The 19,251-nt window shown below is 62.7% G+C and carries 11 protein-coding genes and 1 pseudogene; 3 read left to right on the top strand and 9 right to left on the bottom strand.

The features are described 5' to 3' along the window. Position 1 precedes the first annotated feature (1 nt). From ACOY6C_RS11770 to ACOY6C_RS11740, 7 genes are all read right to left on the bottom strand, one after another. Entirely contained in the window at positions 2-697 is a 696-nt protein-coding gene (locus ACOY6C_RS11770) for a thioesterase II family protein (RefSeq protein ID WP_420905669.1), read from the bottom strand. Further along, positions 694-2,340, bottom strand: coding sequence for a cyclic peptide export ABC transporter (locus tag ACOY6C_RS11765; protein WP_420905668.1), 1,647 nt, complete (start codon positions 2,338-2,340; stop codon positions 694-696). The genes ACOY6C_RS11770 and ACOY6C_RS11765 overlap by 4 nt, the downstream gene beginning before the upstream one ends. A gap of 587 nt (positions 2,341-2,927) precedes the next feature. Further along, complete coding sequence (locus ACOY6C_RS11760; RefSeq protein ID WP_420905667.1) at positions 2,928-4,973, bottom strand: heavy metal translocating P-type ATPase; 2,046 nt, start codon at positions 4,971-4,973, stop codon at positions 2,928-2,930. Further along, positions 4,970-9,256, bottom strand: a complete 4,287-nt coding sequence (locus tag ACOY6C_RS11755) for an amino acid adenylation domain-containing protein (protein WP_420905666.1) — start codon at positions 9,254-9,256, stop codon at positions 4,970-4,972. Before ACOY6C_RS11755 ends, ACOY6C_RS11760 begins: the two co-directional genes overlap by 4 nt. Positions 9,257-9,322: 66 nt before the next feature. Then, positions 9,323-10,120, bottom strand: coding sequence for an SDR family NAD(P)-dependent oxidoreductase (locus ACOY6C_RS11750; RefSeq protein WP_420905665.1), 798 nt, complete (start codon positions 10,118-10,120; stop codon positions 9,323-9,325). Positions 10,121-10,237: 117 nt separating this feature from the next. Beyond that, positions 10,238-11,902, bottom strand: a complete 1,665-nt coding sequence (locus tag ACOY6C_RS11745) for a condensation domain-containing protein (protein WP_420905664.1) — start codon at positions 11,900-11,902, stop codon at positions 10,238-10,240. Between the two features lie 45 nt (positions 11,903-11,947). Beyond that, the gene (locus tag ACOY6C_RS11740) at positions 11,948-12,661 is read right to left on the bottom strand and encodes a TIGR00266 family protein (protein ID WP_420905663.1); all 714 of its coding nucleotides are present in this window, start codon (positions 12,659-12,661) and stop codon (positions 11,948-11,950) included. Positions 12,662-12,898: 237 nt separating this feature from the next. Here ACOY6C_RS11740 and ACOY6C_RS11735 point away from each other — a divergent pair, with 237 nt between their 5' ends. The 3 genes from ACOY6C_RS11735 to ACOY6C_RS11725 all read left to right on the top strand — a co-directional run bounded on the left by ACOY6C_RS11735 (position 12,899) and on the right by ACOY6C_RS11725 (position 17,144). Then, positions 12,899-13,816 (top strand): SphA family protein, encoded by a 918-nt coding sequence (locus ACOY6C_RS11735; protein WP_420905662.1) that lies wholly within the window; start codon positions 12,899-12,901, stop codon positions 13,814-13,816. Between the two features lie 114 nt (positions 13,817-13,930). Beyond that, positions 13,931-14,821, top strand: coding sequence for a sulfotransferase domain-containing protein (locus ACOY6C_RS11730; protein ID WP_420905661.1), 891 nt, complete (start codon positions 13,931-13,933; stop codon positions 14,819-14,821). 19 nt (positions 14,822-14,840) lie between these two features. After that, positions 14,841-17,144: an NADP-dependent malic enzyme gene (locus ACOY6C_RS11725; RefSeq protein WP_420905660.1), complete on the top strand. Its 2,304-nt coding sequence runs from the start codon at positions 14,841-14,843 to the stop codon at positions 17,142-17,144. Positions 17,145-17,162: 18 nt separating this feature from the next. Here ACOY6C_RS11725 and ACOY6C_RS11720 read toward each other — a convergent pair. Both ACOY6C_RS11720 and ACOY6C_RS11715 read right to left on the bottom strand, forming a co-directional pair. After that, positions 17,163-17,255 (bottom strand): annotated as a pseudogene (locus ACOY6C_RS11720) (pentapeptide repeat-containing protein); the annotation flags it as partial. A 140-nt stretch (positions 17,256-17,395) separates the two neighbouring features. Beyond that, positions 17,396-19,213: a TolC family protein gene (locus ACOY6C_RS11715; RefSeq protein WP_420905659.1), complete on the bottom strand. Its 1,818-nt coding sequence runs from the start codon at positions 19,211-19,213 to the stop codon at positions 17,396-17,398. Positions 19,214-19,251: the final 38 nt, after the last annotated feature.

The following is a 19,251-nucleotide window of genomic DNA, read 5'->3' as shown; positions in this document are numbered from 1 at the left end:
ATCACCCCTCCAGCAGGGTTTTCGAGACGATCTCGCCGATGCGTGGCCACTCCTCGAAAATGAAGAAGTGATCCCCTGGAAAGTGTTCGATGATCAGGGGATGGCGGGTCTCGGCCTGCCACAGCCGCACCAGATCCAGGGTGACGATGGCGTCTCTGGCTCCGGTCAGGGCGGTGATCGGCACGGGCAGGGGGTCGGACGGCTGGTAGTGGTGGGTCTCGACCGCCTGGAAATCGGCGCGCAGGATCGGCTCGAAGTAGTCGATCAGTTCTTGATGACCCAGCACCTCGCGGGGCAGTCCGCCGTACTGGCTCACTTCGGCCAAAAACGCCTCCTTGGAGAGGTCGTGGATGAGTTTTTTCTTTTTGGGTCGCGTGGGTCCTGCCGCACCCGACACGAACAGATGACGGGGTGGTTCGACGCCCATCCGGATCAGGCGGCGGATCACCAGGTTGGCCAGATAGGCCCCCAGGCTGTGGCCGATCAGGGCGTAGGGCCCTTCCAGACGGGCGTGGATCAGGTTGGCCAGATCTTCGGTGATGGCCTCGATGGAGGTGAGCAGCGGTTCCTGACCACGCCGTCCCCGTCCTGGTGGTTCGAGGGGAACGGTGCGGATGAAATCATCCACATGTTTGCCGAGCCCCAGAAACGCATAGGCGTTGCCGCCCGCGTAGGGAAGCGAAAAGAGTTGCGTCATGCGGTGGTACCGGCGTGGTCGTCGTCGATCACCACCTTGCCCATCTCCATTTTGATCAGATGGTCGCATTCGTGGAAGTAGCGATCGTCATGGGTGACGCAGATCAGGGTTTTGCCTCTGGCGCGCATGTCGGGCAGGATTTTTTCGTAGAAGAAGGCCCGGAAGGTGGCATCCTGATCCGCGGCCCACTCGTCGAAGATGTTGATCGGTTTGTCTTCGAGCGTGGCGGCGATGAAGGCCAGACGCTTTTTTTGACCGGTGGAGAGGTTGATGTCCGTGAAGTGACCGTCCTGATAGCTGGTTTTGTTTTCCAGTTGCATCAGCCGCAGCAGTTCGTCCAGGGTATCCTCGTCCACATCCTCCAGGCCGTAGAGGCGATCGAAGAGGTGAAAATCGCTGAAGATCAACGAGAACAGGTTGCGGAACTCCGGGTAGTTGGCGCGGTTGACCGGCACGCTGTCGATGAGGATGCGACCCGATACCGGATAGTAGAGGCCGGTGATCACCTTGAGAACCGTGGATTTGCCGCTGCCGTTGCCGCCGGTCAGGAACAGGATGTTGCCGCGTTTGATGAAGAAGTTGAGCGGTCCGACCGAAAATTCGCCGCCTGACTCTTTGGCGTCGTAGGCAAAGGTGACGTTTTCGAAGCGGATCTCCTGGAAGGCGGCCATGCGGTTGGCCAGTCGGACGTTGAAGGGTTGGTCGCTCAGTCCCTGGGCATCGAGTTCGCTTTCGAGCTTGTAGAGGTTGCGCACCGCCACATCCGCCAGGGTGAAGATCGGGATCGCGCCCACCAGCAGGTTCACCGGACCGATGATGAACAGGGTCGAGGCGGTAAGTTTGATGACGATGGTGTAGTGGGTGGGTTCGAGTTGCGGCAGAATGAAGACGATGATGGCCAGAAGCAGGTAGAAGGAGACCTGGGAGAACATGAAATCGACCACGAAGCGCAATCCCGAGGTCACTTTCAGCTGTTCGGTTTCCTCGGAGATGCGTTCGATGTGCTCGAACAGCCGGTCGCTTTTTTTGGTGTTGACCTTGACCTCCTTGAAGCCGCTCAACAGGTGGTTCAAGGCGTCGAAGAACTCCGACTCCTTGCGGTTGACCGCTTCGAAGGCGTCGGCGTTTTTGCGGTTGTTGGCCAGATAGAGGATGCTGCCGGTGCAGAGGGCCACGGTGATGATGAGGAAGCCCACCGGCGAGAGCCAGGCCACGTAGATCAGGGTGGTGACCAGCACGATGGCCGACTGGCTGGCGTTGATGATGATCACCGCCGATTGCGAAATGAGGTTGGCGTCCTGGGTGAGGCGGGTGAACATGCTGGAGCGTCCCATGTTTTCGACAAAGGATAGCTCCGAACGGCGGATTTTGTCGGCGATGCGGATGCGCACCTTGCGCACCGCAGCCTCGACCGCCACGGATGCCGCGCTCAGGGCGAATTTTTTCGTGATGAAAAAGAGCAGGAACGAGGCGATGAAGATCCAGAAATAGTGATCTTTCATCTCCTGGTTGGCCGCCATTTCCGCGCCCGAGTTGATCACCGCCAGCAGAACCGCGCTGGCCGCGCCCGCGATGGTGGTGCTGCCCAGGATGGAGGATTTGGAGATTTCCAGTTCCCGATTGAAAAATTCCAATAATTTCATGATGGGATTTCCAGAAGAGGGCGCAAATTCAGATTCAACGTTCAGGTTGCCATGATAGCGCAATTGCCGCTTGATCACCAGCATCGGTTCACATTTACGACAGGTCTTTCAAGGGCTGGACTCAAAAAAACGCTCTCGCTCGGTTGGCGGGGTCTGGCCGCCTCCGGGGAGCATCCGTGTCCAGCCGCCTCCGGGGGGGAATCCGTGTCCAGCTGCCTCCGGGGGGCTGCTTTTTGGGCCATGTTCGCGGGAACGTTTCGCCAAAGGCGCGAAACGTTCCCGCAGCCAAGGCGGCGCGAAGCGATTTTCACAAAAAGACGTGAAAATCGCTTTTTTGAAGAGCGCGCCAAAGACTAAAGACAAAGACGCCGGCAAAGTCAAAACCTCGGAGGCTCCGCCTCCGAACCTCCGCCGGGGACCTTGCGGTCCCCGGTCCCCTGCGACAGTGAGGGGGCACTTTGCGGTCCCCGACAGTGAGGGGGCACCTTGCGGTCCCCGACAGTGAGGGGGTACCTTGCGGTCCCCGACAGCGAGGGGGCATCTTGCGGTCCCCGGTCCCCTGCGACAGTCGGACCCTGAAGGCTCGGTTATCCTTGGGTCTGATCCGTATGCCCGATCCGCTTCAAACGAGGCAACATGGCATTGCCAACCCCGGCCACCAACCCGGTATTGTAGAGCATGATCGAGGTCAGTACCCCAAAGCGCAGGAAGAAGGCACCCCCCACACAAACCAGACCAGGTACCAGGGTGGTCATGAAACTGGCGTTCATGTTCCGGTCGAACTCGGCGCCCAGTTCAAACAAAGGCAGCAACTGGTTCAAGTCCCCTCCCATCAGCACGATCTGCGCCGAGTCCCTGGCCGCGGTGGTGGCACCGGATAGAGAGACCGAAACATGGGCCTTTTTCAAGGCGATGGCGTCGTTGATGCCGTCGCCGACAAAGCAGACCGAACGCCCCTCCTGTTGCAGGCGCATGACCAGGTTGGCCTTGTCCTCGGGGAGCACCTCGGCGAAAACACGCTCGATGCCCAGCTCCCGGGCGAGCATTCGGGTGGGCTGCTCATGGTCCCCGGAAACGATGGCCAACTGCTTGCCCTGCTCGTGCAACACCTTGATCAGGGATTTGACCTCCGGGCGCACCTTCACCCGCAGTTCGATGATGCCCGACAACCGGTCGTTCACCGCCACATAAACGAACGATGAACCGGGTTCGCCGCCATTGTCGGCATGGCCATGCGGATCCGCCGGCGTGGCGATCCCCTCCATTTGCATGAACCGGTTGCTTCCGACCTTGACCACCTGGCCCTCGAATTCCGCCTGGATGCCGTAGCCTACCTCATATTGGATGTTCTCGGTGGGGGGAAGGTCGATGTGGCGTTCTTTGGCGGCTTGAAGAATCGCCCTGGCGATCGGGTGGGTCTGACGGTACTCGCACGCGGCGGCGTAACGCAGGATCTCGTGTTCGGGATGGAAGTCGGTGGGGCGAATCTGGACGATTTCCGGCTCCACCAGGGTCAGCGTGCCGGTCTTGTCAAAGACCACGGTATCGATTTTGCCCAACAGGTCCAGGGAACGTCCGTCCTTGATCAGAATCCCCTCGTTGGCGGCAATGGTGAGGAAATTCAACATGCCCAGCGGTGCGATCAGGCGCATGTTGTAGCCGAAACCGGCATTCAGGACCGCCAGGGATTGGGGGATGCCGGCGGTCAGGGCCAGGCCGCTCATGACGATGGTCGGCAGGACCGCCTTGTCGGCGATGGTCTCGCCGCGCGACTGGATGGCGGATTCGTAGTTGGCGGTTCGATTGAGGATCTCGCCCAACTGGGCGATCACCGTATCTTCCCCGGCTTTCTCCACCCGGTAGTGGATGCGTCCGGAGATCAGCATGGTGCCGGCGAAGACCAACGCGCCGACGGTTTTCTCGACCGGTTTGGCCTCGCCGGTGAGTTGATGCTGGTCCACGCTGCAATCCCCCTGCAGGATGATGCCATCGGTGGGAATGTACTCCCCGGCATGAACGATCACCGTATCCCCAACCTTGACCTGTTCGATGGGGATTTCGCACTGGATGTGATTGCGCAGGATGAGAACCTGTTTGGGTTGCTTCACAAACATGTGGATGGTTTTCTTGCGCGAGTCGTCACGGGTTTTCAGGAGCAGCTTGTCGCTGCCCATCAACAGCGTGACTGCCAGAGAGCAGGCGAAGATGTTGCCGGTTCCCAGCATCGCGGCGATGGATACCATGTCCAGGATGGAGGCGCGAATTTTCTTCTCCTTGAAGATCGCGCGCAGACCATCCTCGGTCAGGGGAGTGCCGACGTAGATGAGACCCGGAATGGCCAGTTTGTCGAGCATCGGAACGCCGGCCACGTTGCTCAGAACGGAGAGAGCCAGGGAGCTGCCGGCGGCGGTCAGGTTTTGATTGACGATCTTTTCATGGGTCTGACGCGCCCTGTTTTCATCGACCTCCACCCCATCCGCGGGAGGCTGGCTGGGCGGCTGGGCGGCGGACGTTTTTTTCCCGGTACTCTTGGGCGGTGAGTTGGGAGGGGGCGTGCGGAGGCGATTGGCCTGGCGCGCCTTGACGGCGGCTACGATGGAAGCGCCCAGAATGACGGCACCAAACCAGATCATGACCGGTCTGCCTCCGATCTTGGGTGAATGGAGGGAAAACGGGTCTGCAAGAAATGCAGATAGATCCGCAGCTGTTCCTTGTCGAGGGGCGGGCAGGTGATGCGGCTGCCGGACAAGCCCTGCAAGGCGTTGTCGCACCGGAAACGCATGCCGATGGAGGAGGTCTCGAAATAGCTCAGATCGGTTCCGGCCATGCCACCGGTGAGAACGGACAGAATCGGACCGAACAGATTCTCCGCAGCGTGGATCTCCAGCCCCTGCAACTGGGCCAACCAGGCGGAATAATCGGTCAAGGTCACGGCATGGCCCAGTTCATTCAGGGCCGCCGCCAAACCGGGCAGGGAGATCGGATCGGGATGAACCAGATGGAACACCCGTTCCGGCGTGGCGGCGTGCAGCGACAGATGAATCATGGCCTGGCACACGTAATCCACAGGCACCATGTCCATCGGCACTTCCAGATTCGGGATGGCTCGCTGGCGCAGGAAGTGGCGCAACAAGCCGATGACGATGCTGTCCGTGTCGGTGTGGCCGGTGCGGCTGTGACCGATCACCCCGCCGGGGCGGTAGATCGAAACCGGCACGCCACGCGCGCGCGCCTCGTTCAGGAGTTGTTCGGCCACCCATTTGCTCTGGGCATAACCGCCGTGGATGGGCGTATCCGCCTTCAGCCGCATCGCTTCCGGAATGCCGGCATGGTTCACGAATTCGGCGGATTCGAAGAGGCCGAGGGTGGATGTATAATGAACCGGTTTCGTTTTGTGCCGGGTCGCCAGACGGAGAATCTCCACGGTTCCCCCGACGTTCGCCGCCTGGAGCGCCGGGAAGGGGTAGAGGAGATTCACCTCGGCTCCCAGGTGGTAGATCACCTCGATTTCGTGGGCGAGGGTGGCGAATTCCGCCTCGCTCAACCCCAGACGCGGCAGGGAGAGATCGCCGGGCACCGGAATGATGCGTGGGTTGAGTGTGTGATCATCGGTGAGATCGACCAGTCCGTAATGCTTGAAATGGTGCAACAGGCGCTGTCTGGCCTTTCCCGGCGTCTTGCAGCCACGCACCAGACAGTAAACCTGGGCCCGAGTCTGGCGCAGCAGTTCATCGAGCAGAAAAGCCCCCAGAAAGCCGGTGACTCCGGTCAGAAAGATCCGTTCGGGCATGAAGATCGGCGGCGCGGACGCTTCATGGGCGCGGATCTCTTCGGGCAGGTGGACGAGGGATTGCAGTTCACCAACCGTGACCGCGGACAAGGTGGTTCGGGGGGCATCGTCCTGGGGCGCGTCATCGATGGCCGCTCCCAATCCGGCGATGGTCGGGGTTTCGAACAGCCGGGTGAGCGGTACTTCCACCTGAAAGCCATCGCGCACCTGCGCGAGCAGCGGCATGATCAACAGGGAGTGGCCCCCCAGATCAAAGAAGCTGTCTGTCCTGCCGATGGGGTGGATGTTGAGGATTTCGGCCCAGATCGCCGCCAGCTTCTCTTCGGTGGCGGTTCTGGGCGGGATGAAGGGGTGTTCGAGCGCGGGGCGTTCCGGCTTGGGCAGGGGCAGGCGGCGTCGATCCACCTTGCCGCTCGCGGTGAGCGGGAACGACTCCAGGAAGACGAATGCCGCGGGCAGCATGCTGTCGGGCAGATTCTGCCTGAGGTAGTGACGCAGCTTGGGAACCAGGGCCTCGCGGCTTTTCAGGGGGTTGTTGGTGGCGGTTGTCCACGTTCCGGCATGCACCGTCCGCAAACCGGGAAAAAGCCCGGCATGGACGATGACCGGCGAGTCGGTGCGTTGCAGCAGCACGTCGTAATGGCCCGGGTGTCCGGCATCCGACCAGCACACATGGGCCCGATAGGGCAGCTCCGCCACCAGGTCCGACCACGCCTCCGGCTCGATTCCACCCGAAGGCGCGTCTGCCTTCAAGGCGCCGATCGTCCGGGTGGAATCACTCGAGGCCAACGCCTGCATGGCCTGCGCATCCATCCAGAGTCGCGCATTGGGAACCTGGGAGATGGCATGAAACTCCGGGGCGTTTTCGGTCAGGTGCGGGCGCAGGCGCTCCCAGGAGTCGCGCTCCTCCTGCCATGGGGTCCAAACCGGCTCCAGGGTGGGCCGGATCCGCGGTTTTTCCACATGCAGGGTCACGTCGAAACGAAACCGGGTCAGTTCGTTGACCACCCGACCCGGTTTCAACCGGATTTCCACCTGGCTGATGCGGGGGAAACGGTCGGGCAGCGCGGCAAAGAACTCCGGGCCGAACAGCAGCTTTTTCTCTTCTGCCATGCGCGCGCGGATGCGCTGGTCAAGTTCGCCGACGGTGAGATGATCCGGGGCCTGATGCAGCTGGACCGAGGTGTGGAACATCTCCAGCAACGTCTGGCTTTGGATGTCCCCCAGAAAGATCTGGCCGCCGGGTTCAACCAGGGTCAGGATCTTTTCCAGGGCATTGAAAAAATAATCCACTCCTGGAAAGAACTGAATCACCCCGTTCAAGATCACCGTATCCACCGGGTCGATGGCAGGCAGGCTATCCGCCGCCGCCGCGAAAAGGGTGACCGAATCGCTCCAGGGCTTGGCGCGCAGCCGTTGCCGTATGAATTCGATTCCTGCGGTGGAGATGTCCGTGCCCACATAGCGGGCGCAGACCGGCGCGATGCGGAACAACAACAATCCTGTGCCACAACCGATCTCCAGAACCCGGCGCGGCGACAACGCCAGAATCCGCGCCACGCCGAGGGTCACCCACTCCCGCACCTGGGATTCCGGCAGGGTGCCCCCCGTATAGCTGTCGTTCCAGCCTCCCAGATGGAAATCGTCGTCCCAGGCCTGTCCTGCGGTTCGATAGGCCTCATCCCAGATCCGTTGCCAGTGGTGGACGTGCTCCTCGCCCGCGCGCACGATTTCGGGGGTGCCAGCCGCCAGTCGGGGTACCACATAGGCGATGAGCCGCCTGTCATGGTTGGCATCTTCCTGAGCCACGACCACCGCTTCGCTCACCAGCGGGTGTTGGGCGAGCCGGGATTCGATCTCGCCCAACTCGATACGGAAACCGCGAATCTTGACCTGATGATCCAGCCGTCCCAAAAATTCGTAGTGACCATCCGGAAGCAGACGGGCCAGATCTCCGCTTTTGTAGAGCCGGCCCGGACCGTGCGGATTGGGGATGAAGCGGTCGCGGTTGAGTTCCGGACGTTGCCAGTAGCCGTTGGAGAGGACCAGCCCGCCGATGTGAAGTTCGCCGCGCTCGCCTTTGGGCACGATCTGGAGCTTGTCGTTCAGCAGCAGGATCTGACTGTTGGCGATGGGACGCCCGATGGGCGGGCGTTTGGGCCAGTTGGCCGGCGGGCCGCTTAAGGGGTATTCGGTCACCACATGGGTTTCCGAGGGGCCATACTGGTTGATCAGCCGGCAGTCGGTGAGATCGGTGAAGAACGCGACGATGGCCGGGGTGATCTGGAGTTGATCGCCGGCGGTGATCACCTCTCGCAGGGCGCTGGGGACGGTCTCGGTGTCGATGGACGCCAACGCCAGTTGATGCAGCGCGACCGGGGGGAGAAACAGCCGGTCGATCCGCTGCTCCACCAGGAACCGCAACAGCCCGCGCGCATCGCGTCGCAGCATCGCCGGCATCGTGACCAGCGTGCCGCCCGAACACCAGGTGGAGAAGAACTCCTGGAAGGAGACATCAAAGCTGATCGGCGTGAATTGCAGGGTGCGCATGGGATCGTGCGAAACGGCGTTGCCGATCTGCCATTGGATCAGGTTGACCAGGGGACGGTGGGGCATGGCGATGCCCTTGGGCTGGCCGGTGGAGCCGGAAGTGTAGAGAATATAGGCCAGCGACTCCGGTGTGACGCGGGACGCCGGGTTGTCCGGGTGTTCGTGCGTCTCGAGAGCTTCTTCTTCCTCCAGGCAGTGGACCCGCAAGGCCTGGGTCGGCAGGGCGGTGAGGAATTTTCGTTGCGTCAACAGCACCGGGCAACCGGAGTCCGCCAGCATGTGGGAGAGGCGTTCCTGGGGGTAGGCGGGATCGAGGGGGAGATAGCCATGCCCGGATTTCAGGATGGCCAGCAACCCCACCGCCAGATGCAGCGAGCTTTCCAGACAGATGCCGACCGGCAGTTCTGGTCCGATCTCCCCGTGGTTCAACCGATGGGCCAGGTGGTTGGCGAGCCGGTTCAACCGGGCATAGGAGAGCGACACCGCCCCGTCGATCAGCGCGATCGCGTTCGGGGTGCGTTCGACCTGTTTTTCGAAGAGGTGCAAAATCGTGTGATCGTCAGGGAGTTCCTGCATTGCCCCACCATGCGTTCCATCTCGAGCGCCGTCTCCCCCCGGAAGGCGTTCGTGCATGCCGTGTCGTTACCACAAGGAGCCCGCCGCCACGGTGAGATCCTGCATCGTGATCCCCTTCGACCCCTCCTGGCACAGAAACAGCGCCAGGTTGGCGATCTCGGCGGGTTGAATCATCCGTTGTTGCGGATTGGTCTGTTTGATCTCGTTCAGACAGGCCACCGGATCGCGTCCTTCCGTTCGGGCGGTCTGTGCGATGGCGCGTCGCGCCGCGTCGGTTTCGACCCAACCGGGGCTGATCGCGTTGCAGGTCACCCCGTGGGCCGCCCCTTCCAGGGCCATGCAGCGGGTCAGGGCCACCACGCCCGCCTTGGAGGCGCAATAGGCCGGATAGGTGACCGCTCCAACCGAGGCCGCCGTGGAGGCGATGTTGATGATGCGTCCCCATTGGCGTCGGATCATCTCCGGCAGGCACCGTTTGCAGGTGCGGTAGACGCCGTTGAGGTTCACCTCCAGCACCTCGTCCCACAACGTGTCCGGATGACCGGAGAGGGGGTGTTCCGGGAAAATGCCCGCTGCGTTGACCAGGATGTCGATCGCGCCGAAGGTTTCGACCGAGGCGCGGTAAAAGGATTCCACCTGATCCGTGGTGCCGAGATCCACATCCAGAACCAGGATCGCCTCCCTGTTGGGAAACCGTTCGGACAGGCCGGAACGTCGCGAGGCGTGACGTGAGCCGATCACCACCCTGGCGCCGGCCTCGGCCAGGGCCAGGGCAACCGCCAGGCCGATGCCCGAGGCGCCCCCGGTGACCATGGCCACGCGCCCGCGCAGAAAGGGGGGTGGCGGATTGTTCTTGTCGGTCATCTGTGCGGACTCCATGATAGGTCGTTCATATTGTATCAACCTGTCGGGGTCGTGTCTACTTATCCAGAAACGCCCACGGGCCATGTCCTTCGACGATCGGGGAGAAGCCGTGGGGGATCATGCCGTCTTTGGGATGGCCCGCGTCAGCTCGGGGATGGTCTGGTCCGGATGCGCCACGATCGTCTGGAGAAGGGTTTGGAAATTTCTGGCCAGCCGCGCGATGGTGTTCGCTTCGAACCGGTCGGTGCGGTAGGTCAGGGTGCCGGAGACCGCATCCGCCTCTTCCAGCAGAGCCAATTCAAGATCATACCACACCCCCAGCCAGGCGGGCAGGAGATCGGGCGCGGCCATCAGACGCAGCCCCCCGCGTTCGATCGGGGATTCGGTTCGCCCGGAGAAGAGCGGCGCCATGTCGCCGTAAAGCTCAAGCGGCAGCATGGTGAACCAGATGTTGCAAAGCGTCTCCCGTTGGAGCTTCAGCCGCCCTTCAAGCCACTTCATCGGAATCCCTTGAAACGCCAGGGCATCCGTCACCGTCTCCCGGACCCGCTGCAAAAGGGTGGGGAATTGGTCGGTCGGCGAGATTTTCGTTCGGATCGCCACCGTGTCGGCGAGGTATCCGACCAGATCGGCCCATTCCGGCCTCTCCCGATTCTGCGTGTGGGTGGCCACCAGGATGTCGTCCTGTCCCGAGGCGTGGTGCAACAGGATCCCGAGGCCGGCCAGCAGCAGCATGTAGAGTGTCACCCCTTTCCGTTTCGCCAGAGTGCGCAGCGCGTGTACCAGGGTGGGTTCCAGGTGGATGGGATGGCACGCCCCCTGGTGGCGGGTGGGCGATCCGCCGGGGTGATCGGTGGGCAGGTGGACCAGGGGTGGATCATGTGCCAGCCGTTCGCGCCAGTGGCGCCAGGCGCGTTCCCCCTCGGGCCCGGCCAGACGGGCGGTTTGCCACTGGGCGAACGCCGCCATCGTCCAGCCCTCGGCGGGCGGGGGGGGGCGTTCGCCGGCGAGTCGCGCCGCGTAACCGGAAAAGAGTTCGTGGATCAGAATGGCGAAGGCCGTGGCATCCACGGCGATGTGGTGGGCGACGATCAGCAGCAGATGATCGCGAAAGCCGCGCGTGAACAGATGGCCCCGCACCAGGGGATCGCGATCCAGATCGAAGGGGCGTCGCGCCGCCGTCTGGATCCGGGCGGTGACCTCCGGCCACGGGGTCGTCTGGACGGTGACCGTCTCCAGATGGACGGCGCGGTTTTCGTCCACCCTCTGCACCGGTTCGCCCCCCTGCCGGTAAAAGCGGGTCCGCAAGGCGGCATGGCGGGTGATCAGGGTTTGCAGGGCCCCTTCCAGGGCGATCGGATCCACCGGGGAGAGGATCCGGATCGGCAGACTCAGATGCAGGAAGGCGGAGTCGGTCGCGGTTTCGTGCCAGGCAAAGCACGCCTGCTGGTTGAAGAGTTGGGGAATGCCGCTGCCCGGAGCGGGCGGGGCGGGGGGCGGCGGGAGATGCGGCGCGGAGGGGGCCTGGGAGAGATGATCGCTCAGTTGGTCGATCGAAGGGTGACGCAGGGCCACGGCGGCGTCTGCCGCGAGGCGGCTTCCCAATCGGCACAGTTGCAGGGAGTTCAGCCCCAGGTCATGGAAACTCTCCCGGCTGGAGGGCGCGGCGCCGAGCATGTCGGTCAATTCGTCCCGAATCATCCGCGCCATGCGGTCGCGACGCTCCTGACGCGCCTTGTCCGGTTCGAAAGGAGAAGGCGAAGATTCCCAACCTGCACGCATGCCGCGCTCCATCGCTGATTTGCCGGATCCTGCACCCCCTGGTTTTCAGGATGCGCGCGTGGGGGTCGGCAGGTTCTCGGCCAGCCAGGCGATCAGGGTTTTCTTGTTGCGCGAGGCGAGCAGGATCTGACCCTGGCCGGAAAACCGCAACACCACCGCCTCGCCGCTGGTGGCCGCGCTCAGCAGACCGCCCAGCATGCCGCGGGCGCTGTTGGGGGTGGTGATCTCGTGATCGAGCGAGGTTTCCCAGGCGACGAGGTGCTCGTTGTCGATGGTGATCGGCTGGCCGGGCTTGACATCGAGCAGGAACACCGAGCCGAAGGCGGCCACGGCCAGTTTTCCCTTCCCCTCGGTCGTCTGGATGAAGAATCCCCCGGTGCCGCCGAAAAAGGCATTGCCCAGGCTCTGCATGGCGTTCGTCACCGTCACCCCGGACTCGCAGGCCAGAAAGGCTCCGTCGGCCAGGTTGAACTGCCGGGGGCCGATCTCCAGCAGATGCATGCCTCCGGGAAACGGCGCGGCCAGCAGCACATCGCCAGGACCGGTTTTTGCGGTGATCTTCTGTTGAAAAAGGGTCTCTTCGTTGGCCATCCGGCGCATGATGGCCCCCAGAACCCCCTGGTTGCCCAGGGAGCCGTCCAGGGTCAGGGACTCTTCCATCATCACCATGGCGTTGGATTCGGCCAGGATCGACTCCCCCTGGCGCAGGGATACATGCAAGAACGGATCGATCTCGCCGGTGATGGTGAATTCGGCCATGATTGCCCCCTTTGGGAAGATGGTTTGGCGGATGCGGGAATCGGAGCTTCCATCATGATCCGGATCCGATGACATGTCCATGCCGGCCATGCGTCCGAGAATGAGGGGTTGGGAACTTGTGCCATTGACGTGGTGGGGAACGATCTTGCAAGATGATCCCTTGGGAATTGACCCGGATGGGCGCGAGCCATTTCCTGACTTCTATTCATTGCAACGAACGGAGCGCGAGGCGTGATCATGAACCGATTCAAAACCATGGCATTGGCCGGGGTGTGCGCCACCGGTCTTGCGTTGCAGTCCGATGCCCGGGCCGCCGGGGAACAGGGACACTACGTGCATGGGGTGGAGGGGATCAAGGCTGCCTCCCTGCCGCCGCCCGGACTCTACTGGCGGTGGTACAACGCCGTCTACAGCGCCACAAAACTCAAGGACAACCAAGGCAACAACCAGCCGGTCGGGCTCGATCTGGATGTGGTCGCCACGGTGAACCGGCTCATCTGGATGACCCCGAACAAGTTCCTGGGCGCCGATTACGGCATGGACATCATCGTGCCGCTGGTCAATACCGATCTGGACCTGAACAACGTCGGCGGTGGCCTGGACTTCGACCGGTTCGGCCTGGGCGACATCACCCTCGAACCGTTGCTGCTCTCCTGGCATGGCGCCCAGTGGGACGCGGCGGCGGCGGTCGGGGCCTACCTGCCCACCGGACGCTACGACAAAACCAATCCTGCCTCGCCGGGCAAGGATTTCTACACCCTCATGCTCACCCTGGGCGGCACCTGGTATCCGGATGCCCAGAAACTCTGGTCCATGTCGCTGCTCTCCCGCTACGAGATCCACTCCAAGAAGGATGATACCGATCTGCGATTGGGCGACGACTTCCATTTCGAGTGGGGCGTGGGTCGCAAGGTGAGCGATCTGGTGGAGCTGGGTCTGGCCGGCTATGCCCAGTGGCAGGTGACCGATGACAGGGGTTCCGCTGCGGTGGGCGATCCCTCCGTGCACGATCGGGTGTTCGGCATCGGCCCCGAGGTGTCGGCGACCGTCCCCTTCTTGAAGAGTGTGGTGTCGTTGCGGGCCATCAAGGAGTTCGGCGCCGAGGATCGTCCGCAGGGCTCGATCGTCGCCCTGACCCTGACCAAGCCGTTGTGATACGCCGTGGCGCCTGTCGTGAACCGGACAGGCGCGTCGTTCCCGCCGGGGGAGTCTCGTCCCCCGGCGTTACCGGATGCACAACTCTCCCCAACGCACCATGGAAACACCGGGATGAACACCCTTTTTCAGCGCACCGCCAATCGCCTGATCGGTGGGGTCAGTGGCGCCCTGCGCGGACTGGCCGAGCTGTTGGAGACCGTCGCGGTACAGATCGATCTGAAACGCACCGTGGCCTATGAACTCGAGGATCGGCCCGACGACATCTTCGTCGTCACCTATCCCCGTTCCGGCACCACGCTGACCCAGATGATGCTCTACCAGATGACCACCGACGGCAACATGGATTTTCAGCACATCGGCATGGTGGTCCCCTGGTTCGAGCGGCGCATCATGTCCAATCCGCAGGCCGCCATGGATTATTTCAACGCCATGCCTTCGCCTCGGGTCTTCAAGTGCCATCTGGCCTACGCGGACACCCCGAAAAAACGCGGGAAATACATCTACGTGATGCGCGACGGCCAGGACGTGCTGGTCTCCTATTTCCACTTCTACCGCTCGCACCTGTCGTTTCGAGGCAGCTTCGAGGAGTTCTTCGAGCGGTTCATGCGCGGGGAGGTGCAGTTCCAATCCTGGTTCGACCATGTGCGCGGCTGGTGGGAACATCGCGAGGATCCGAACGTGCTGTTTTTGCGCTACGAGGCGGTGATCGCCGATCTGCCGGGCACCGTGCGCCGCGTGGCCGAGTTCTGCGGTCTGTCGCTCGATCCGGAACGGATCCCGGTGATCGCCGAACGGTGCGGGTTCGCCTTCATGAAAAAACATGAGCCCCAGTTCGACCACACCACCGGTCTGGCCCTGGATCGGGGCTATCAGCTCTCCTCGTTCATCCGCCAGGGGAAGAGCGGCCAGGGGGATCTGTTGATGACCCCGGCGCAGAAAGAGCGTTTCCAGGCCCGGTTCCAACGCGATCTGGCGGGAATGGGATCGGATCGACCTTCCTGAATTTCATGGACGCACAATCATGGACGAACATCTGAAAGAAAGCGCGCTGGCCTACCACCGCGCCAAGCCGGCGGGCAAGGTCTCGGTGGTGCCCACCAAGCCGATGGCCACCCAGTGGGATCTGTCGCTGGCCTATTCACCCGGTGTCGCCGCCGCCTGCGAGGCGATCATCGCCAATCCCGCCGAGGCCGCAGAACTCACCGGACGGGCCAACCTGGTCGGCGTGATCACCAACGGCACGGCGGTGCTCGGGCTTGGAAACATCGGTCCCCTGGCCGGAAAACCGGTGATGGAGGGCAAGGCGGCCCTCTTCAAGAAATTCGCCGGCATCGATGTGTTCGATCTGGAGATCAACGAACGGGATCCGGACCGTTTCGTGGAGATCGTCGCCACGTTGGAACCTACCTTCGGCGGGATCAACCTCGAGGACATCCGTGCCCCCGAGTGTTTCATGATCGAATCCAAACTGCGCGAACGCCTCAAGATTCCGGTGTTCCACGACGATCAACACGGCACCGCCATCGTGGTGGCCGCGGCGGTGATCAACGGGTTGCACTGCGTCAACAAGCGGCTCGACGAGATCAATGTGGCGGTCTCCGGCGCGGGCGCCGCCGCGATCGCCTGTCTGAACCTCCTGGTGGAGCTGGGGGTCTCGCTCTCCCAGATCACCGTCTCCGATCTGGGCGGCGTGCTGCATGTGGATCGCACCGACCTCTCCCCGGAACAGCGGGTCTATGCCACCAGCCGCAAGGTCCGTCACATCTCCGAGGCCATGGTCGGCGCGGATCTGTTTTTGGGACTCTCCGGTCCCCGCGCCATCACCCCGGCCATGGTCCAGACCATGGCTCCGCAACCGCTGGTGTTCGCGCTGGCCAATCCTACCCCGGAGATCACCCCGGACGAGATCCGAAGCGTCTGCCCGGATGCCATCATCGCCACGGGACGGTCGGACTATCCCAATCAGGTCAACAACGTCCTCTGTTTTCCTTTTTTGTTTCGCGGCGCTCTCGACGTGGGCGCCTCGCGCGTCACCGGCGCCATCATGCGCGCCTGCGTGCAGGCCCTGGTCGATCTGGCACGCTACACCGTGCCCGATACCGTGGCCATCGCCTATGCCGAGGAGAATCTTCAGTTCGGTCCGGAGTACCTGATCCCCAAACCGTTCGATCCGCGCCTGATCGTCGAGGTGGCCTCCGCCACCGCCAAGGCCGCCATGGAGAGCGGCGTCGCCACCCGCCCAATCGCCAACCTCGAGGCGTATCGTCAGCAGCTCTCCGAGTTCGTGTTCCGCTCCGGACAGGTGATGCGCCCGATCTTCGAACGGGCCCGGCGCTATCCGCGCCAAAGGGTGGCCCTGGCACAGGCCGAGGAGGAGCGGGTGCTGCATGCCGCCGACGAGATGATCGCCGAGGGAATCTGTCGTCCCATCCTGGTGGGACGCGCCGAGGTGATTCTTCCCAAGATCCAGCAACTGCGTCTGCGCATGCAGCGGGATCACGACTACGAATTGGTGGATCCGGCCACCGATTCCCGTACCGAGGCCCTGGCCGAGGAGTATCTCCACCTCATGGAGCGGCGCGGGGTCACGCCGGACATTGCCCGTGGCGAGATCGTCAACTCCTCCACCATCACCGCCGCGTTGCTGACCCGCCGGGGGGATGCCGAGGCGATGCTGTGCGGGGCCTCGGGACGGATTCGCGACCATCTGCGGGTGATTCGCGACGTGATCGGACGCGCCGCCGGGGTGGGCCACTTCACCGCCTTGAGCGGGGTGATCCTCGATTCGGGTACCTTTTTCATCTCCGATACCAACGTGATCGCGGATCCGACCGCCGAGCAGGTCGCGGAGATGACCCTGCGCGCCGCACGACAATTGCGTCGCTTCGGTCTGACCCCCAGGGCGGCGCTGCTCTCCTCGTCCAACTTCGGTTCCTACCGCGCCCCGCACACCACCAAGATGCGCGACGCCCTGACCCTGATCCACCGCATGGATCCGAACCTGGAGGCCGATGGCGAGATGCGCGCCGATGCCGCCCTCTGCGACGAGATCCGCGAGGCGATCTTTCCCAGTTCCCGACTCAAAGGACGGGCCAATCTGCTGATCATGCCCAATCTGGACGCGGCCAACATCTCCTGCGACATGCTGCTGACGCTGGGCAACGGGATTCGCGTGGGTCCGATCCTGTTGGGAACCGCCCTGCCGGCCCATGTGATGATCTCCACGGTGTCGGTTCGGGGGTTGGTGAACATGGCCGCCTTTGCCGCCGTGCAGGCCCTGGAACAGAATCTGGGCGCTCCCCCGATCGGCAGCACCACGGATTGACGCGCGACGGGATGCCCCACGGAGGGATGCCCCACGGAGGGATGCCCCACGGAGGGATGCCCCACGGAGGGATGCGCGACGGGATGCACCACGGAGGGATGCCCCACGGATGGATGCCCCACGGAGGGATGCCCCACGGATGGATGCGCGACGGCGGGATGCGATCGTGGCGAGAACGGTCTGAAAACACGAACGGGGAGCCCGGATGATCCGGACTCCCCGTTTGGTTTGGTGCGTTTGAAAAGCCAGGCTTACGGCAGGGTGAGGATCGCCTTCTTCTCCACCACGAAGTTGTCGATCTCGCCGGGGGGCAACAGGGTGCCGGTGGTGAACCGGACATCGACCACCGATTTGGCCAGGGTGCTCTTGGCGTCGATGTTCTTGGTGAGGGCGTCTTTGAGTTTCTCTTCGAGGCTCAGAAGATCCATCAGGGTGGTGAGGGTGACCCGATCGCGCTGGGCGTTGTATTTTTCCAGCGAACCCTCGACGCTCGGCCAGTAGTTGCGGATCGACTTTTGCGCCAGCTCCACGCTCGGGATGGCGTGCTTGAGATCGTTCAGGCTTTTCTTCACGCTCATCTGCACGGTGCGGGTCTTCTCTTCCAACAGCATAGAGTCACGCATCACCGCCATGCTGCGCTGCTTGACCATCCCCTCGGCGGCATCGTTGCCGAAGGGGTATTCGAAGATCATGCTCACCTTCCAGTTGGGGGAGACGGTGTTGTCCGTGAACCCCTTGCCGACGTTGTTCAGCGTCGAGCCGGAGACATCCCCGCCCATCATGCCCACGGTGCCGTCGGCGGTCAGCTTGGGCATGAGATCCTTTTTGGCCTTGGTGAGCTGGACGTTGGATTGATCCTCGACCAGTTTGGCGGCTTTCAGGTCGGCGCGTTCGCCCTGGGCGGTCTGCATCAGGCGCTTGATGAGGGATTTGTCTTCGAAATTGGCGGAGATCTTCGGGAACTCCTCGGCGGGATACCCCTTGGCGCTCAGTTCTTCCACCGACAGGCCCATGGCCTCGGCCAGGGTGTTCTTGGTTTCGTAGACCTTGGATTTGCCCTCTTCGACGGCCAGCGACTCGGCGGCCAGACGGGCGGACAGGGTGTTCACCTCATCCTTGTTGCCGCGATTGCCGCGCGCCGTGGCGCGATCCTTGGCGGCTTCGGCCCAGTTGGTGACCATTTTTTCGGAGACGCGCAGGATATCCTGCTTTTCCATGGCCGCCTTGTAGTCCCAGTAGGCCTTGGCCACGGTGCGTATACGGTTGGAGACGGCGTGACGGTACTCTTGCTGCTTGGCCTCGTAGCCGAGTTTCTTGTCCTTTTCGTCCACGGTGGCCTGAAAGGCATCCGAGCCGCTGTTGCGCAGCAGGGGGACGATGACCCGCAGTTCGCTGATGCCGATGTTGGTGGCCCCGGCGCCCTGGGAGGCGATGTCGTAGTAGTTGACCGGATCGGTGCGCATGGCCGTGGCTTTAAGCTCGGTGATCACGCCGACCCGATGGTATTGCTTCAGGGAGGCGGTGGCGGTGCTTTCGTGTTTGTTCTTTTCGAGGCCGGCATCGTAGAGGGAGCGCAGTCCACCGGCCATCTCCTTGAGTTCGATGAGATCCTTCAAGTCGGTGGCGGTGAAGTTGGTCGGGTCCGTGGCGGCCTTGGCGTTCAGGGCGCGGATCAGGGCGGGTGCCGAAGCGCCGGGCAGGGCGTTCTCCTGGAGCTTGAGGGCATTGTATTGGTCGTTCACCCACGGCGGGACCGGGGTGATGGACTGGCCGTTGTCCACGGTGATGTTCAGGGTGGGGTTGAAGGCGCCGCTCTTTTCCTGGTACTCACCGGCGGCCACTTCGCGCATCCCCTTGGCCATGATCACATCGGCGTTGCTTTCGTTCTCCAGGGAGATTTTCACCGCGTCCATGATGGGCCAGGGACCGATCTTCTCCTCCGGGGTGGGTGTCATGGTTTTGAAGATCTCTTCCTGGAGGCCCCCGGCGGCCAGGGCGGGCGGCGTTTGGGAGAGCAGCAGGGGGAGCAGCGAAGAGAGGACCCATGAGAATCTGATCGGTTGTTTCATAGTGAGCTCGATAGCATGAAGAAGGGATGGGTGTTGGA

The organism is Candidatus Magnetaquiglobus chichijimensis (assembly GCF_045865675.1).
Lineage (GTDB): Bacteria > Pseudomonadota > Magnetococcia > Magnetococcales > Magnetaquicoccaceae > Magnetaquiglobus > Magnetaquiglobus chichijimensis.
The sequence above is the reverse complement of the archived record's forward strand: the minus strand, read 5'-3'. Positions and strand labels throughout refer to the sequence as shown.

What these genes read in the sequence shown, in the direction of transcription:
- ACOY6C_RS11750 (WP_420905665.1), bottom strand. Translation starts at nt 10,120, where the DNA reads ATGACCGACAAGAACAATCCGCCACCCCCCTTTCTGCGCGGGCGCGTG.
- ACOY6C_RS11740 (WP_420905663.1), bottom strand. Translation starts at nt 12,661, where the DNA reads ATGGCCGAATTCACCATCACCGGCGAGATCGATCCGTTCTTGCATGTA.
- ACOY6C_RS11765 (WP_420905668.1), bottom strand. Translation starts at nt 2,340, where the DNA reads ATGAAATTATTGGAATTTTTCAATCGGGAACTGGAAATCTCCAAATCC.
- ACOY6C_RS11745 (WP_420905664.1), bottom strand. Translation starts at nt 11,902, where the DNA reads ATGCGTGCAGGTTGGGAATCTTCGCCTTCTCCTTTCGAACCGGACAAG.
- ACOY6C_RS11725 (WP_420905660.1), top strand. Translation starts at nt 14,841, where the DNA reads ATGGACGAACATCTGAAAGAAAGCGCGCTGGCCTACCACCGCGCCAAG.
- ACOY6C_RS11755 (WP_420905666.1), bottom strand. Translation starts at nt 9,256, where the DNA reads ATGCAGGAACTCCCTGACGATCACACGATTTTGCACCTCTTCGAAAAA.
- ACOY6C_RS11735 (WP_420905662.1), top strand. Translation starts at nt 12,899, where the DNA reads ATGAACCGATTCAAAACCATGGCATTGGCCGGGGTGTGCGCCACCGGT.
- ACOY6C_RS11760 (WP_420905667.1), bottom strand. Translation starts at nt 4,973, where the DNA reads ATGATCTGGTTTGGTGCCGTCATTCTGGGCGCTTCCATCGTAGCCGCC.
- ACOY6C_RS11770 (WP_420905669.1), bottom strand. Translation starts at nt 697, where the DNA reads ATGACGCAACTCTTTTCGCTTCCCTACGCGGGCGGCAACGCCTATGCG.
- ACOY6C_RS11715 (WP_420905659.1), bottom strand. Translation starts at nt 19,213, where the DNA reads ATGAAACAACCGATCAGATTCTCATGGGTCCTCTCTTCGCTGCTCCCC.
- ACOY6C_RS11730 (WP_420905661.1), top strand. Translation starts at nt 13,931, where the DNA reads ATGAACACCCTTTTTCAGCGCACCGCCAATCGCCTGATCGGTGGGGTC.